This is a genomic window from Nannocystis punicea (assembly GCF_026965555.1).
Lineage (GTDB): Bacteria > Myxococcota_A > Polyangia > Nannocystales > Nannocystaceae > Nannocystis > Nannocystis punicea.
In genome coordinates this window covers 8,143,664-8,159,148 of record NZ_CP114040.1, presented here as the reverse complement: position 1 = coordinate 8,159,148, position 15,485 = coordinate 8,143,664, and the positions used below count along the sequence as shown (strand labels likewise).

Below are 15,485 nucleotides of genomic sequence, written 5' to 3'. Positions count from 1 at the left end.
CGGCGCCAGGCGAGGCCGGTCCTGCCGCTGATTCGCGCGGGTGAGCGGGGTGCGTTGATTCGCGGGGCGCGTCGGTGATTGATGACACCGTGACACGAATGTCGGTCATGACATTCGTGTCGCGCTCGGGCGCGCGGGGCGGTACGTGCAATGCGAGGCGCGCGAGCTTGACGGGGACGAGGGGCCGGGGCATGTTTCTTTGCATGCGCTTGGCTTCGCTTGAATCCGTGATGTTCGCTTCGTTGTTCGTCGCCGTCGCCGCCTGTACGCCCAAGGAGGGCTCCGACAGCGCGACCGACACCGATCCCGCCACCGAGACCGCGGCGACCGAGGGCGACCCGTCGGGCGCGACCCATGACGATCCGACGGTCGCACCCGCGACCGAGCCCGAAGCGACGGGGAGCGAGCCCGAGCCGACCGAGACCGAGACGGACGGCGAGGTGACCGCGGCCACCGACGACACGGCCGGGACCGACGACACCGGCCCGGACCCCGACCTCCCCGAGGAGTGCGTCGCGCCGGCCGATCCGGCGGTCTCGGCCGCGTTCTCGATCGAGGGGCCGGGCTGGCTGCCGACCGAGAACTTCGCCAACTTCAAGGCCGACCTGACGTGCACGGTCGCGTCGGTGGCGGTCGACGCGGGGACGGTGACGACCGAGCTGGCGTGCGAGCTCGACGGGGCGCCGCAGACGGCGACGTTCAAGATCGCGGCGGCGCCCGAGGGCGAGGTCGACTGGGCGGCGGACGACGAGGTCAAGCTGTACGTCGGCCAATCCGAGGAGTTCTCGGTGTTCCAGGCGGTCCGCCTGCAGCGGCTCGACGACTCGATCCTGGCGGTGGCAGTCCGCGGCGGGTTCGACAACGGCCTCGGCAGCGTGTTCGAGCCGCTCGGCCACTCGATCGTGCCGGCCTGCGGGGAGGCGCTCGACGTGATCACGCCGGCGGCGATCGAGATCGCGATCCCCGAGGGCCCGTCGGTCGTGATCTTCTCGGGCCACCGCGGGGCGCTGCCGATCGACGAGGAGCACGCGTTCGCCATCGACGCGGCGCGGGTCGAGGTCGGCTACTGCTGCCATCACAGCGACGAGCAGGAGGTCGCGCTGCGGCGGGTACGCCTCGGCGGCTGAGGCGAGGATGTTGATGGCTCATGGGACATGTCCCATGAGCCTGGTGATAACCACCGCCGCGGCGCTCAGGCGGCGCACACGGCGGCGGCGGCCGGGCGGACCAGGGCGTCGAGGCCGCGGCGCCACGCAGCGGCGCGCAGCGGCGGGTCGACGACCCCGTGCGCGCGCAGCTCCGGGTCGGCTGGCAATTCGGACATGTGCGAAAGTTCAGCCTCTGCCTGCGCGATCGCCCCGGCGAAGGCCGCCCGGGCCCGCTCGCGCCGAGGCGCGTCGGCGCCCTCCAGGGCCCAGCGGACGAACCGCCAGCCGAGCTCGGCGTGGCGCTGCTCGTCGCCGGCGATCCGCGCGAGCACCCGGCGCAGGCCGGGGTCGGCGGCGTGGGCGGCGGCCTCGAGCAGCTCGAGGCCGGCGAGGGTCTCGGCGACGCAGGCCTCGGCGATCGCCGCGGCGATCAGGGCGTCCGGGTCGGCGCGGGGGTCCGCGTCGGCGGTCGGCAGCGGGCCAGGGCCGACGCCTGTCCCTTCGTACAGGCTGGCCAGCGCGAAGCCGATGCGCGCGTGCTCGACCTCGTCGGCGAGCGCCTGCTGGGCCGCGAGCACCAGCTCGGGCGGGGCGCCGAGGGTCAGCAGGTCGAGGATGAAGCGGGCGAACGAGGCCACCGACGCGTGCTCGAAGCCGGCGATGCGGGTCCAGTGGGCGGCGAGGCGGCGGCGCAGGGCGGGCGGGGCGGACGGCGCGGCGAGGAGGGCCCGCCAGTCGTCGCGCGCGATCGCGGGGGCGCGTGCGGGCGCGCCGGCGACGACGAAGGGGCGCCCGCAGAAGTCCGTCTGGCACTGCCAGCGATCGTCCGCGAACACGCACGGGACGCCGCAGTCGGACTGCTGGTCGCAGCTGTCCTGCGGGGTCTGGCAGGCCTGCACGGGCGAGTTGACGCAGTCGTCCGGCGACAGGCCGCACAGGACGCCGCCGCAGTCGGCGTCGAGCGTGCATTGGGCCGAGATGCAGCGCGTCGCCTGGCCGAGCCCCGCGCCGGCGCAGCGGCACACCTCGCCGACGTCGCAGTCGGCGTCGGTGCGGCAGCCGTAGACGCAGGCGCAGTCCGCGGAGTCGATGTCGCCGCTGTTGAGCTGGCACGAGCCGAACGGCTGCTCGGTGCAATCCTCGTTGGTCTTGCACTCGCCGCCGCCGGTCCCGGGGCAGCTCGTGGGCGTCGCCGGCATCAGGCACTCGCGCGCCTCGGCGCGGTGGATCATGCCGTCGTCGCATTGCTGGTAGCCCGAGGGCGTGGTCGGCTCGACGTGCGCCTGGGCGATCTCGACGAGCTCGCCGTCGCACGCGGGCGGACTGTCGCTGGCCGTGGTGGGGGTCGTCGGGGTGGTGGAGGCCGTGCTGCTGCTGCTGCCGTCGCTGCCGCCGTCGCTGTCCGTCCCCGCCGAAGTCGGGCCGCACGCGACCAGCAGGCCCAGGACGGAGAACAGGGACCGGCGGACGCCGACGATACTCGTAAGCAATAACGTCATGGGGCGAGTAGAGACGGCGGGCGGGGCCGCGGTCAAGCGAATCGGCCCGAGGTCGCCGTCGGTCTGCACCTGTCGGTCGCAGCGGGAGCGGCCCTCGATCCTGCGCGGCTCCGCCGGGGCAGCGTGGGCGGGTGCGTCAGGGGCAGCGCGGCCGCGGGTGGGTCGCGCGAAAGTTCGTCCACATCTCGTCCTCGATGCGTTTGAGGAGACCTCCGGGGTACAGCTCGGGGTGAGGGTCGAACAGGTCGACGTGAGCGCGGCCGGGCACGAACACGATGTCCGCGCGGCCGCCGAGCTGCGCGAGCGCCTGGGCGAGCAGGCGCACCGGCGCCTCGAGGTAATAGGTGTCCTCCAGGCCGACGATCACGTGCAGCTTGTCGCCGAGCCGCGGGCCGAGAGTGGGCCACTCGCGGCGCAGCCGGGCCGCGATGTCGTATTGCTCCCAGCTCCGGACCACCGCGCGATCGATCCGCCCGGTCTCGCGGTCGAACAGCGGCACCGGACCGCCGGGCCCGCGCGGGCTGAACACCGCGTCGAAGCTGGCGTAGATCCGCCGGCCCTCCGGGTCGGCGCGGACGAAGGTCTCGAGGGTGGTGACGACCTTCGCGCCCTCGCGCACCAGCGGGACCGCGTCGCCGTCGGGCGCGCGGTACATGTTGTCGTCGCCGTACAGGTCGACGTTGGTGAAGCTGTGAAAGTCGACCGGATCGGGGGCGAGGCTCCACACGCCGCCGAACGTCTCGGGGTGATCGATCTGCAGCCACAGGCTCGCCCAGCCGCCGCTGCTGTGGCCGCCGAGGAAGCGGGCCGAGGGCTCGGGGAGCGCGCCGTAGCGGGCCTCGATCGCCGGGAGCAGCTCCTCGACGAGGGCGGTGCTCCACGGCCCGGTGTTGGCCGAGTCGGCGAACACGTGGTGGCCCAGCGGGTGGTTGGCGTCGAGGAACACGCGGATCAGCGGCGGCGCGACGCCGGCCTCGTCGCGCGCGAGCACGTCGCCCGTGTAACCCGCCCCCGTGCGCAGGGCGCTGCTGCCGAAGCCGTGGAGGAAGTACAGCGCCGGCCCGCCGCACGCGGGGTCGTAGTTCGCCGGGGTCAGGACCATCGCCTCGAACGTCACGTCGCGGCCGGCGAATAGCGAGAGCCGTTCGGAGCGCAGGGTGAACGGTTCGAACCGTGGTCGCTCCGAGGCGAGCGCGCGCTCGATCGGGGCGATCGTCGGCGAGCGCGTGGGGCGGGCGCACGCGCACAGCGTCGCCGCGAGCGCTGCGAGGAGGCGGGTCCATCTCATGCCGCGAATCTACACCCGGCGCGCCCTCGGAGCGAGCGGAGGGCCCGCTCGGTCTTTGAACCTGTCTCTCGGGACAGTCGCGATCGCCCTACGGCTTCGCGTCGAGGGAGGCGGCGACGTGGCGGAGCTTGTCGGGGTTGCGGACGATGTAGACCGCGGCGACCCTGCCGTCGCGCAGCTCGAGCGCGGTGGTCTGAAACACGCGGCCGCGCTCGATGCTGGCGTAGCCGGGCAGGCCGTCGATCACCAGCGGGCGCAGCATGGTGGGCGGCTCGGTGAACTTGCGGCGGAGCCCGGCGTACAGGCGAAGCACGCGCGCGAGGCCGCGGATCGGGTTGCGGAAGGCGAGCACACGGCCGCCGCCGTCGCCGTGGATCACCACGTCCTCGGCCAGAATCGTCTGCAGGGCCTGCAGGTCGCCGTCGCGCGAGGCGACGAAGAAGGCCTCGGCGATCCGGTGGGCCTCGGCCTGCTCGACGCGGTAGCGCGGCCGGGCCGCCTGCACGTGCTTGCGCGCGCGAGCGGCCAGCTGGCGCACGGCCGCGGCGTCGCGGTCGAGCGTGCTGGCGATCTCGCCGAGCGCGACGTCGAAGACATCGTGCAGGAGGAACGCGGCGCGCTCGAGCGGCGACAGGCGCTCGAGCGCCAGCATCAGGGGGAGCGTCAGATCGTCGTCGAGGTCGGACTCGGGCGCGAGCAACGGCTCGGGCAGCCAGGCGCCGACGTAGGTCTCTCGCCGGGCGCGCGCCGACTTCATGCGATCGAGGCAGAGCCGCGCGACGACCCGGTGGAGGTACGCGGCGGGGGCGTCGACCGGCGCCTCGATCTTGTGCCAGCGCAGCCACGCGTCCTGCACGACGTCCTCGGCCTCGGCGACCGAGCCGAGCATGCGATACGCGAGGCGCTGCAGCCGGGGCCGCTGCGCCTCGAAGGCGTCCATCCCGTCGTCAGCGAGCTGCACTCGGTTCCACGGGGTGCGCCGCGCGGAAGCCGACCTGCAGCCGGTTCCACACGTTGATGGCGCCGATCAGCAGGGTCAGCTGGACCTGCTCGGCCTCGCTGAACTGCGCCTTGACCAGCTCGTAGTCGCTGTCGGGCGCGCCGGTGTCGGCCAGGCGCGTGAGGGCCTCGGTCCAGGCCAGCGCGGCGCGCTCCCGCGGGGTGTACAGGGGCGACTCGCGCCACGCGTTGAGCATGTAGAGCCGCATCTCGGTCTCGCCCTCCTTGCGGGCGTCGGTCGCGTGCATGTGGATGCAGAAGGCGCAGCCGTTGATCTGCGAGGCGCGCAGCTTCACCAGGTGCATCAGGCTGTGCTCGAGGCCGCTCGACTTGAAGCTCGCCTCCAGCGCCATCATCGCCTTGGTGCCCTCGGGGGCGAGTTTGAACGGATTCTGCAGTCGTGGGGTCATGTTCGTCTCCCGCGTGCTCGCTGCACGCGCAAGGACAAGACGAAGTAGCCGGTGCCGGTTGTGACACGGCCGGCGAATTTTTTCGACGCGGCCCGTCCGCGGCCCGCAGCGCGGGGTTCGGCGGCTCCGACGAACGGCGCGGGGCGAGGCCCGGCCGCGAGCGAGGGCGCCGCCCCATGACGAACCGCACGTCGACTGGCGGGCGAGCGGCGCCGGCTCGCCCTGCGGGCTCACCAGCGACCGGCCGCCGTCGCGCGCACCGCGGGCAGGCGATCGGCGGCGAGCCAGCGGCGGAGGTACTTCGCCATCAGCGGCCGATCGATCACGGGGAACTCGAGGTCGCTGCTGGAGAGCGCCCACAGGGCGTTGGCCATGTCGTAGGCCGGCATGTCCTCGTGGAGCTCCCAGCGGGTGAGCTCGCCCTTGTACACGCGCTCGGACAGCATCGGCAGCAGGGGACACAGCGGGTTGTCGCGCTCGCGGCAGTCCTGCAGGATGCGCTCGAGCCATTGTCGGTAGGGCCGGCGCGACAGGCGATAGCCGAAGCTGGCGACCAGGTAGAAGAAGTCGTTGAGATCGATCGACAGCGACGGATCGGGCGGCACCAGGTGGTGGGCCCGGTTCTGATGATCGGCCTGCTCGGCGATATGCAGGATCGCGCGGCTGGCGTGGTCGACCGGCACGAACTCCATGCGCTGGCGCGGCAGATCCGGGAATGCGCCGATCTGGATCGCGCCGCGCACCAGGCGGCCGATGAAGTCGTCGGGGTTGCCGGCCCCGGTCCCGCTGTGGCCCGCGAGGAAGCCGGGGCGGTACACCGTCACAGTCAGCCCCGCGCGCGCGGCCTCCCACACCATGGTCTCCGCGACCCACTTGCTCGCCGTGTAGCCGAGGTCGAACGACAGGTACTGCAGAGATTCGTCGAGGTCGTCGTCCTCGTGGATCCGCCGGGCGCCGCCGAAGAACCCGCTCGGGCCGAACACCATGATCGACGACACGTGGTGGACCGGCTTCGGCACGCCCGTGGCGGCCAGGCGGAGCACCTCGGCGGTGCCCCCGACATTGGTCGCGCGATGGCTCAGGTAGGGCTCGACGAAGTTGACGTGTTCGCCGGCGTGGAACACCGCGTCGACCATGTACGCGAGCGCCTCGAAGGCGGGGGCGTCGAGCCCGAAGCGCGGCCGCCGGAGGTCGCCGGGGACGACGTGGATCCGCGACGCGAACGACTCCTGCCAGAGACCATATTTGCTGAGCGCCTGCCGCAAGCGGAGCAAGCCGACCTGGCGATTGTTGGCCTGCACCAGACAATGGACGCAGGCGGTGGTCGACGTGAGGAGGTCGCGCAGCAGGAACGACCCGAGGATGCCGGTCGCGCCGGTGAGGAAGACCTCCCCGGAGCGCCACGCGTCGACGGGGGCGCGCTCCCGGGTGGCCGTGGTCTCGATCAGGGCCAGGATGTCCGCAGGTAGGCGCGCGTCGGCCTGCCATTGCTCCGGCCCCGTGCCGCTCAGCGCCTCTTCCCCGCGCTGCGCCCGCTGCACCACGGTCGCGCACGCCCGCAAGGTGCGGGCCTCGTAGAGCGCGTGGACCGGGAACTGAACGTGGTACGCGTCGGCGATTCGCAGGACCAGGCGCGCGGCCCGCAAGGAGTCGCCCCCCAGGTCGAAGAAATCGTCGTCCGGGAGGACCACCGCGATCCCGAGGATGTCGGCCCAGAGCGCCGCCAGCTGGGCCGTGAGCGGGTCGTAGGTGGCAGCGATGATCGGCGCGGCGCTGAACACGCCCGATTGCGGCTGACCCTCGACGAGGGCCTCGCGATCGATCTCGCCGTCGAGATCGAGCGGCAGCGCGTCGAGGAGGACGAAGCGCGAGGGCAGCGGACAGCCCGACAGCTCGTCTCGCAGGCGCTCGAGCAACACTGCCGGGCGGAAATTCGCGGGGGCGCGCGGCACCAGGTGGGCGACGAGGATCTTGCCGCCCTGCGAGCCCTCGTGGACGGTCACGGCCGCGCCGGTGAGGAGACCGCTGGCCAGCAACACGGCCTCGATCTCCGCGATCGCGGCGCGGAGGTCGCCGACCGCGGCGCCGCCGGAGGACGTACGCCAGACAGAATCGATGAAAGAATCGCTCGACGTCGTCATCCCGTCCTCCTTTTCGCGAGTTCCAGGCCCGGATGGGCCGTCCACGGTTTTTGCAATGATCGCCCCGACGCCGCAGGGGGGAGGGCGGCGGTGGCTGCGCTGCTTTTCAGCGCTGACTATGATTATACACAGCGCGACCAATAAAGGTAGAGACAATTTAGTCACGCGTGTGAAGAAAGCGGCTGCCACCGCCGCCCCGGGTGTGGGTGCGCAGCTCGCGGGACGTGAATCCGCGTCCCGGGTGAAACGGACGTAACGTCGTCCGTCCTCGCGATTGGCCACACCCTCGCACCAATCCTGTCACGGGCTCCGACCGAGCCCGCGGACGTGGGACGCGAGGACGATAAACCCCATTCGGGGTCCACCGGGGGGAGCCCGGGGATCCACCAGACTGCATGATTTGCTGGCGCGGGGCGCCCGCCGCGCCCCAATCGGCGCTCGTCGCGGCCCAGAGGGCGGCTCGTCAGCTGCCGCAGGCTGGGTCGGCGACGGGTCCGTCCGAGGTGGCGAGTGGTTTCCCGATCGATGATCGGTCGAGCAGGACGTATGTCGACAGGTAGTCCGCGCCGTCGCCAGTGGAGCGATACTCTCGCCGACCCTGGCCCGCCTCGCCGGCATGGGGCCTTGCGGTGGAGGACATTCTTCCGCGGACGATGCGTTCGGCGAACAGGACCGCGAGCGAGTCCCACGCCGTGGAGACGCGCTTCCGAGCGCTCGTGAGCGCCCGGAAGACCCGAGAATGAGCTCGACTGCTTCTAGATCTCGAAGCAGTAGAGGCGGCGGAGGGTGTTGCAAGCGCCGGTGGCGTAGTCGGTCCACGTCGTGGCGGTCAAGCTGGTCCGGCCGGACCTTCCGTTGACCGCCGCGTTGTTCGACGTCCAGTTGGTGCAGGTGGTGGTGAGGGCCGTGCCGGAGGCGCTGGTGCCGGTCCAGACATCCGCGGTGCCGACGGAGCTGCCGAGTTCGCTGTAGTAGATGGCGTTGTCGAGCGTCCCGTCGGTCAGGTCGGCGAAGTCGTTGGCGACCGTGAGGTTGTCCCCCCGCCGCTTGTAGCCGGCCAGAGACGGGACGAAGCGCGTCAGCGGGTCGCTGGCGTCGGTGCTGAGCCACGCGTCCCAGGTGCCGCCGAGGCCGGCCGCCATGGCCCGCTCCTGGCACTTCGCCGCGGCGCCGGCGAAGCCGCCGAGGTTGCCGTCGTAGGTGGTGCTGGTGACGAACACCCGCCTCGCGGCCGCGCACGCGAAGCAGCCGTCGCCCTGGACGGCGTTGCCGTCGTCGCAGGTCTCGTGGCCCGTCCAGGCGAAGCCGTCGCCGCACACCGGGAGCTGGCAGTTGTTCAGGCAGTCATTGGTCTGCACGAGGTCGCCGTCGTCGCAGGCCTCGCCGGCCTGGAGGAAGCCGTCGCCGCAGGCCGGCAGCTTGCACGCGAGGGTGCAGGTGCCGTTGTTGTCGTTGCCCGCGCCCTCGTCGCACTGCTCGCCGGGGTGGAGGAAGCCGTCGCCGCAGGTCGGCAGCTTGCAGACGTTGGTGCACCCGTCCTCGTTGACGAGGTTGTTGTCGTCGCACGGCTCGGCGGGCGAGAGGAAGCCGTCGCCGCAGATGCCGCCGGTGCAGTCGGGCTTGCAGGGCTGATCCTCGCCGTTGTCCTCGCCGCCGTCGCACTGCTCGACGCCGAGCCACAGGAGGCCGTCTCCGCACGTGGCGTGCTTGCAGCTCAGGGTGCACGTGCCGCTGTCGCTGTTGGTGTTGGCGGCGTCGCACTCCTCGCCGAGGCTCGGCTGGGTGAAGCCGTCGCCGCACGCCGGGAAGCGGCACAGATCGGTGCATCCGTCCTCCTGGTCGTGATCCGCGCCGTCGTCGCACTGTTCGCCCTGATCGAGGACGCCGTTGCCGCACTCCTCGAGCACGCACAAGGGGTTGCAGCCGTCGCCGGCGACGAGGTTGCCGTCGTCGCAGGCCTCGCCGGGGCCGCGGTCGCCGTCGCCGCAGATGTTGAGCTTGCAATTGGCGAGGCAGGCCTTGTTCGCGCCGTTGTTCGGGCCGTTGTCGCACTGCTCCTTGCCGTTGCCCTGGTTGTAGAGCAGGCCGTCGCCGCACGCGGCGTTCTTGCAGGCGAGGGTGCACTGGTTACCGTTGCTGTTCGCGGCGCCCTTGTCGCAAAATTCACCCGGTTGGACGTAGCCGTCGCCGCAGGCCTTGGCGGCGCAGGTGTTGGTGCAGTAGTCGGTGTTGGACGTGTTGCCGTCGTCGCAGGCCTCGGTGGCCTGGACGAAGGCGTCGCCGCAGGTCGGGACCTTGCACGTATTGCTGCACTCGTCGTTGTTGACCGCGTTGCCGTCGTCACAGCCCTCCATCGGCCCCGCGTGGCCGTCGCCGCACACGTTGATGGTGCAGTCGAGCTTGCAGCCGGCGTGGTCGGCGTTGTTGGGGCCGTTATCACATTGCTCGCCGGGGCCGAGGTCGCCGTCGCCGCAGACGTTGAGCAGGCAATTGAGGCGGCAGACGGCGGCGGGGCCGTTGGCCGGACCGTCGTCGCACTCCTCGCCGGCGCCCGGCTGCAGGACGTCGTCGCCGCAGACGGCGGCCACGCAGCTGTTGCTGCAGGCGTCGTCGTCGACGCCGTTGCCGTCGTCGCAGGCCTCGGGCGGCTGGGCGATGCCGTCGCCGCAGGACGCGAGGACGCAGGCGTTGGTGCAGGCGTCGCCGTCGACGTCGTTGCCGTCGTCGCACGCCTCGCCCGGGCCGAGCAGGCCGTCGCCGCAGACCGCGAGCAGGCACACCGAGGTGCACGCCTTGTCGTCGCCGTTGCCGGGGCCGACGTCGCACTCCTCGCCCTGGCCGACCTCGTAATCGCCGCAGACGTTGAGCAGGCAATTGCTGCGACAGACCTTGCCGGGGCCGTTGTTCACGCCGTGGTCGCACTCTTCGCCGTAGCCGAGCTGGCCGTCGCCGCACACGCTCAGGTTGCCGCCGCCGCCGCCGCCTGTGAGGTTCGGCGGCTCGACGTCGAGGTTCACGCCGACGTCGGCGTCGCAGCCGGCGGCCAAGAGGAGCAGCGCCCCGGTGAGCAGGCCCGCGCGAATGACCGTAGTACGAAAGGATTGGTTGTTCATGTCGGTTCTCCTTGGATTCGATGTCGCGCGGTGGGTCACTGTTCGAAGCAGTACAGACGGCGCTGTTGGTTGCACTGAGTGAGCGACGCGTTGTAGCTCCAGCCGGCGCCCACGACGTCGGTCCGACCCTCGTGCGCGCCATTGCCGAGGACGTTCGTGGTCCAGCTGTTGCAGGTGTAGGCGGCCGCCGCTCCGTTCTGCACGGTGCCGGTCCACACCCCGTCGACGCCGGCGATGCCGCCGAACTCGTTGACGTTGATGGGGGCGTCGAGGGTGCCGTCGACCAGGTCGGCCCAGGTGTCGGCCACCACCACGCCGTCGAGGCGATGATAGCCGCCGGCCGGCTGGACGAAGCGCGACGCCGGTCCGTTGAGGCTGGCGCTGACCCACGCGTCCCAGGTGCCGCCGAGGTCGGCAGTGTCGGCCCGGGCCTGGCACTTGGCCTTCGCGCCGGCGAGCCCGCCGAGGTTGCCGGTGTAGGTGCCGCCGGTGACGAACACTCGCTTGGACACGGTGCAGTTGTTCCTGCAGCTGTCGCCGTCGACGGCGTTGCCGTCGTCGCACTGCTCGACGCCGGCCCGCACCACGCCGTCGCCGCAGACGGCGACCTCGCAGCTGTTACTGCAGCCGTCCTTGTCGTCGTCGTCGCCGTCGTCGCAGGCCTCGCCGGCCTGGACGAAGCCGTCGCCGCAGCTCGCCTCCAGGCAGGTGAGGATGCACGCGCCGGTGTTGGCGTTGGCGGGGCCGTCGTCGCACTCCTCGCCGGCCTGCACCACGCCGTCGCCGCAGGTCATGGCCTTGCACGCGCTGGTGCACTCGTCGTCGTCGTCCTCGTCGGCGTCGTCGCAAGCCTCGCCGGGGCCGACGATGCCGTCGCCACACACCGCGCCGGTGCAGTCGAGCTTGCACGGCTTGTCGTTGCCGTTGGCCGCGCCCTCGTCGCATTGCTCGACGTCGGCCCGGACGTGGCCGTCGCCGCACACCGCGTGCTTGCACGCGAGCGTGCACGCGCCGGCGTTGCTGTTGGCCGCGCCGGCGTCGCACTGCTCGCCCAGGCTGGCCTGCACGTGGCCGTCGCCGCACACCGGGAGGGTACATTCGTCGGTGCAGCCGTCGTTCTGATCGCCGTCCGCGCCGTCGTCGCACGGCTCGCCCGGATCGACGATCCCGTTGCCGCACTCCTCGAGCTTGCACAGCGAACTGCAGCCGTCGCCGGCGGTGAGGTTGCCGTCGTCGCACGCCTCGCCGGGGCCGAGGTCGCCGTCGCCGCAGACATTGGAGGTGCAATCGGCGAGGCAGGCCTGACCGGGGCCGTTGGCGGGGCCCTCGTCGCATTGCTCGGCGCCGCCGCCCTGATCGTGGACGAGGCCGTCGCCGCAGACCGCGAGTTCACACGCGAGGGTGCAGTCGCCGCCGTCGCTGTTCTCGGGGCCGTCGTCGCAGACCTCGCCCGGCTGGACGTGGCCGTCGCCGCAGGCCGCGGCGGTGCAGGCGGTGGTGCACAGGTCGGTGTCGATCGCGTTGCCGTCGTCGCAGGCCTCGGTCGCCTGGACGAGGCCGTCGCCGCAGGTGGCCGCGACGCAGGTGTTGCTGCATTCGTCGAGGTCGACCGCGTTGCCGTCGTCGCAGCCCTCCATCGGGCCGACGAGGCCGTCGCCGCACACATTGAAGGTGCAGTCGACTTTACACGCGGCGTTGTCGGCGTTGCTCGGGCCGTTGTCGCATGTCTCGCCCGGGCCGACGTCGCCGTCGCCGCAGAGGTTGGTCGTGCAATTGCTGCGACAGGCGGAGTTCGGGCCGTTGGCCGGGCCGTCGTCGCATTGTTCGCCGGTGGCGGGCTGGTGGTGGCCGTCGCCGCAGGCCGCGGGGGCGCAGGCGGAGGTGCAGAGGTCGGTGTCGATCGCGTTGCCGTCGTCGCAGGCCTCGCCCGGGCCGACGAAGCCGTCGCCGCAGGCCGCCGGCTGACATTGAGCGGTGCAGGGCGCGTCGGGGCCGTTGTCTTCGCCGTCGTCGCAGGCCTCGCCCGGGCCGACGTCGCCGTCGCCGCAGACGTTGAGCTTGCAGTCGGCGAGGCACGGCTGGCCGGGGCCGTTGGCCTCGCCGTCGTCGCATTGCTCGCCGGGATCGAGGTGGTCGTCGCCGCAGGCGCCTCCGCCGGCGGTCGAGACGTTGATGTCGACGGCGACGTCGAGGGCGCTGTCGCAGGCCGGGGCCGCGAGCTGCAGCCCGCCCGCGAGCAGGGCCGCGTGCACGGAATGAGTGGTGCGGAACTTCATGGACATGGCGGTGAAATCTCCAGAGATGTCGAGGTGGCGGGCGAGGTCATTGCTCGAAGCAGTACAGGCGCTGCAAAATGTTGCAGTTCGCGCTCAACGCGACCGAGCGGGCGGTCCAGTTGAAGTCGGTGGCGTCGCTGCGGCCCTCGTAGCCCTTGTACGCGGAGCTGGAGGTGCCCCAGTTCAGGCAATTGTCGGACAAGGCGGTCCCGCTGGCCGAGGTGCCGGTCCACACGCCGAGCGTCGGCACGAGGGCGCCGAATTCATCGCGGTTGATCGGCGCGTCGAGGGTGCCGTCGGTCAGGTCCTCCCAGGTCTGGGCGATCTCCAGGCCGTTGAGGAGAGCGTAGTGCGTCGTCGACTTGACGAATCGCAGCACCGGGCTGCTGCCGGCGCCGCTGATCCAGGCGTCCCAGGTGCCGCCCAGGCCGGCCGCGGTGGCGCGCGTCTGGCACCGGGCCTTGGCGCTCGGGTAGCCGTCGAGGCTGCCGCTGTACGCAGTGCTGGTGATGAACACGCGCTTGGGCTTGGTGCAATCGGCGTTGCACAGGTCGCCGTCGAGGTTGCTGCCGTCGTCGCAGGCCTCGACGCCGGCGCGCACGAAGCCGTCGCCGCAGGTCGCTACCACGCAGTCGTTGCGACAGGCGTCGGTGTTGCTGGCGTTGCCGTCGTCGCACGGCTCGACGCCCTCGTGCACGAAGCCGTCGCCGCACACGGCGACCGTGCACGCGAGGGTGCACTCGCCGGCGTTGCTGTTCAGCGGACCGAGGTCGCACGCCTCGGAGCCCTGCAAGAAGCCGTCGCCGCAGGTCGGCAGCTTGCACGCGTTGGTGCAGGTGTCCTCGTTGATCGCGTCGGCGTCGTCGCAGGCCTCGCCGGGGCCGACGTAACCGTCGCCGCAGTAGTTGAGGGTGCAATCGAGCTTGCAGGCGTGGGTGTTGGCGTTGCCGGCACCGTCGTCGCACTGCTCGACCGCGAGCTGGACCTGGCCGTCGCCGCAGGTCGCGAGCTTGCAGCTGGTCGTGCAGTCGCCGCCGTCGCTGTTGCCGGCCCCCTCGTCGCACTGCTCGCCGAGGCTGGGCTGGACGAGGCCGTCGCCGCAGGTCGGCAGCATGCATGCGTCGGTGCACTCGTCGTTGGGATCGCCGTCCTGGCCGTCGTCGCACTGCTCGAGGGCGTCGACGATCTCGTTGCCGCACGCCTCGAGGGTGCACATCGGGCCGCAGCCGTCGCCGCCGGCGAGGTTGCCGTCGTCGCAGGCCTCGCCGGGGCCGAGGTCGCCGTCGCCGCAGACGTTGAGGATACAGCCGGCGAGGCAGGCGTGGCCGGGGCCGTTGGTGAGGCCCTCGTCGCACTCCTCGCTGCCGCCGCCCTGATCGTGGACGAGGCCGTCGCCGCAGGTCGCGACCGCGCAGGCCAGAGTACAGTCGCCACCATTGCTGTTGTCCGGGCCGTCGTCGCAGGCCTCGCCGGCCTGGATGAAGCCGTCGCCGCAGGCCGCCAGGGTGCACGCGGTCGTGCAGGAATCGGTATCGTCGGTGTTGCCGTCGTCGCACGCCTCGCCGGCCTGGACGACGCCGTCGCCGCACAGCGGGACGACGCAGGAATTGCTGCACGCGTCGTCATCGACGTCGTTGCCGTCGTCGCAGCCCTCCATCGGGCCGACCTGGCCGTCGCCGCAGGTATTGAGGGTACAGTCGAGCTTGCAGGCGGCGTTGTCGGCGTTGCTCGGGCCGCTGTCGCACTGCTCGTCGGGGCCGAGGTCGCCGTCGCCGCAGACGTTGAGCTGGCAATTGGCCCGACAGGCCGCGTCCGGGCCGTTGGCCACGCCGTCGTCGCACTCCTCGCCCGTGGCAGGTTGAAGGTGATCGTCGCCGCAGCTGGCGGGCACGCAGGCGGCGGTGCACAGGTCGGTGTCGTCGCTGTTGCCGTCGTCGCAGGCCTCGCCGAGCTGGACGACGCCGTCGCCGCAGGCCGCGAGGGCGCATTCGTTGCTGCAGGCGTCGTCGTCGACGTCGTTGCCGTCGTCGCAGGCCTCCCCGGGCTGGACGATGCCGTCGCCGCAGGACGGGCCGACCACGCAGCTGTTGCTGCATTCGTCGCCGTCGAGGTCGTCGCCGTCGTCGCAGGCCTCGCCCGGGCCGACGTGGCCGTCGCCGCAGACGTTGAGGGTGCAATCGAGCTTGCAGGCGGCGTCGTTGCCGTTGGCGGCCCCGTCGTCGCATTCTTCGCCCGGCCCGATCTCGCCGTCCCCGCAGGGGGGCTCGGGCGAGGGACTGGTGATATTGATCGAGACGTCCAGGCCACCGTCACAGGCGGTGGCCAAAAGGTGCAGCGCCGTCGCAAGCGCACACGTGTACGCGCGACGAGCCCCGAGGTTCTTCGTGTTCGCCATCTGTTTTTTACTCCGATCGACTGGTTGGATACGCGAGACCCACGCCGCGACCGTCAGGCGGGGCGCGTGCGTGGGGGCCGACATGAACGCGTCGGGCCCGAGAATGAGTCCGCGATCGTCGCGATTTGGTTCACTCGTTTTTTCGCTGCCCCGAGGTTCGCGGTGAGGCGCGGACACCTGAACTTCGAGCCATGTGGGTTCGATCCGCAGGGCCGG

Annotated in this window: 9 protein-coding genes; 1 reads left to right on the top strand and 8 read right to left on the bottom strand. The window is 71.6% G+C overall.

All coding sequences use genetic code 11. The features are described from left to right. The first annotated feature begins 230 nt into the window (after positions 1-230). Positions 231-1,127, top strand: a complete 897-nt coding sequence (locus tag O0S08_RS31355; protein ID WP_269033034.1) for a hypothetical protein — start codon at positions 231-233, stop codon at positions 1,125-1,127. 65 nt (positions 1,128-1,192) lie between these two features. Here the strand turns inward: O0S08_RS31355 and O0S08_RS31350 are convergent, their stop codons facing one another. From O0S08_RS31350 to O0S08_RS31315, 8 genes are all read right to left on the bottom strand, one after another. Then, complete coding sequence (locus O0S08_RS31350) at positions 1,193-2,647, bottom strand: ferritin-like domain-containing protein (RefSeq protein WP_269033033.1); 1,455 nt, start codon at positions 2,645-2,647, stop codon at positions 1,193-1,195. A 136-nt stretch (positions 2,648-2,783) separates the two neighbouring features. Beyond that, positions 2,784-3,935, bottom strand: a complete 1,152-nt coding sequence (locus tag O0S08_RS31345; protein ID WP_269033032.1) for an alpha/beta hydrolase — start codon at positions 3,933-3,935, stop codon at positions 2,784-2,786. Between the two features lie 88 nt (positions 3,936-4,023). Continuing rightward, the gene (locus O0S08_RS31340; protein WP_269041882.1) at positions 4,024-4,875 is read right to left on the bottom strand and encodes a sigma-70 family RNA polymerase sigma factor; all 852 of its coding nucleotides are present in this window, start codon (positions 4,873-4,875) and stop codon (positions 4,024-4,026) included. A 7-nt stretch (positions 4,876-4,882) separates the two neighbouring features. Next, positions 4,883-5,344, bottom strand: a complete 462-nt coding sequence (locus O0S08_RS31335) for a carboxymuconolactone decarboxylase family protein (RefSeq protein ID WP_269033031.1) — start codon at positions 5,342-5,344, stop codon at positions 4,883-4,885. 230 nt (positions 5,345-5,574) lie between these two features. Beyond that, positions 5,575-7,485, bottom strand: a complete 1,911-nt coding sequence (locus tag O0S08_RS31330) for an SDR family oxidoreductase (protein WP_269033030.1) — start codon at positions 7,483-7,485, stop codon at positions 5,575-5,577. Positions 7,486-8,240: 755 nt separating this feature from the next. Continuing rightward, a complete protein-coding gene (locus O0S08_RS31325; RefSeq protein ID WP_269033029.1) occupies positions 8,241-10,598 on the bottom strand; it encodes a DUF4215 domain-containing protein in 2,358 nt (785 codons plus the stop codon). A 35-nt stretch (positions 10,599-10,633) separates the two neighbouring features. Beyond that, positions 10,634-12,880 (bottom strand): DUF4215 domain-containing protein, encoded by a 2,247-nt coding sequence (locus O0S08_RS31320; protein ID WP_269033028.1) that lies wholly within the window; start codon positions 12,878-12,880, stop codon positions 10,634-10,636. Positions 12,881-12,920: 40 nt separating this feature from the next. Then, a complete protein-coding gene (locus tag O0S08_RS31315) occupies positions 12,921-15,269 on the bottom strand; it encodes a DUF4215 domain-containing protein (protein ID WP_269033027.1) in 2,349 nt (782 codons plus the stop codon). Positions 15,270-15,485 lie beyond the last annotated feature (216 nt).

Coding starts and splice junctions, on each gene's coding strand:
- O0S08_RS31325 (WP_269033029.1), bottom strand. CDS start 10,598: ATGAACAACCAATCCTTTCGTACTACGGTCATTCGCGCGGGCCTGCTC.
- O0S08_RS31315 (WP_269033027.1), bottom strand. CDS start 15,269: ATGGCGAACACGAAGAACCTCGGGGCTCGTCGCGCGTACACGTGTGCG.
- O0S08_RS31355 (WP_269033034.1), top strand. CDS start 231: ATGTTCGCTTCGTTGTTCGTCGCCGTCGCCGCCTGTACGCCCAAGGAG.
- O0S08_RS31345 (WP_269033032.1), bottom strand. CDS start 3,935: ATGAGATGGACCCGCCTCCTCGCAGCGCTCGCGGCGACGCTGTGCGCG.
- O0S08_RS31350 (WP_269033033.1), bottom strand. CDS start 2,647: ATGACGTTATTGCTTACGAGTATCGTCGGCGTCCGCCGGTCCCTGTTC.
- O0S08_RS31340 (WP_269041882.1), bottom strand. CDS start 4,875: ATGGACGCCTTCGAGGCGCAGCGGCCCCGGCTGCAGCGCCTCGCGTAT.
- O0S08_RS31335 (WP_269033031.1), bottom strand. CDS start 5,344: ATGACCCCACGACTGCAGAATCCGTTCAAACTCGCCCCCGAGGGCACC.
- O0S08_RS31320 (WP_269033028.1), bottom strand. CDS start 12,880: ATGTCCATGAAGTTCCGCACCACTCATTCCGTGCACGCGGCCCTGCTC.
- O0S08_RS31330 (WP_269033030.1), bottom strand. CDS start 7,485: ATGACGACGTCGAGCGATTCTTTCATCGATTCTGTCTGGCGTACGTCC.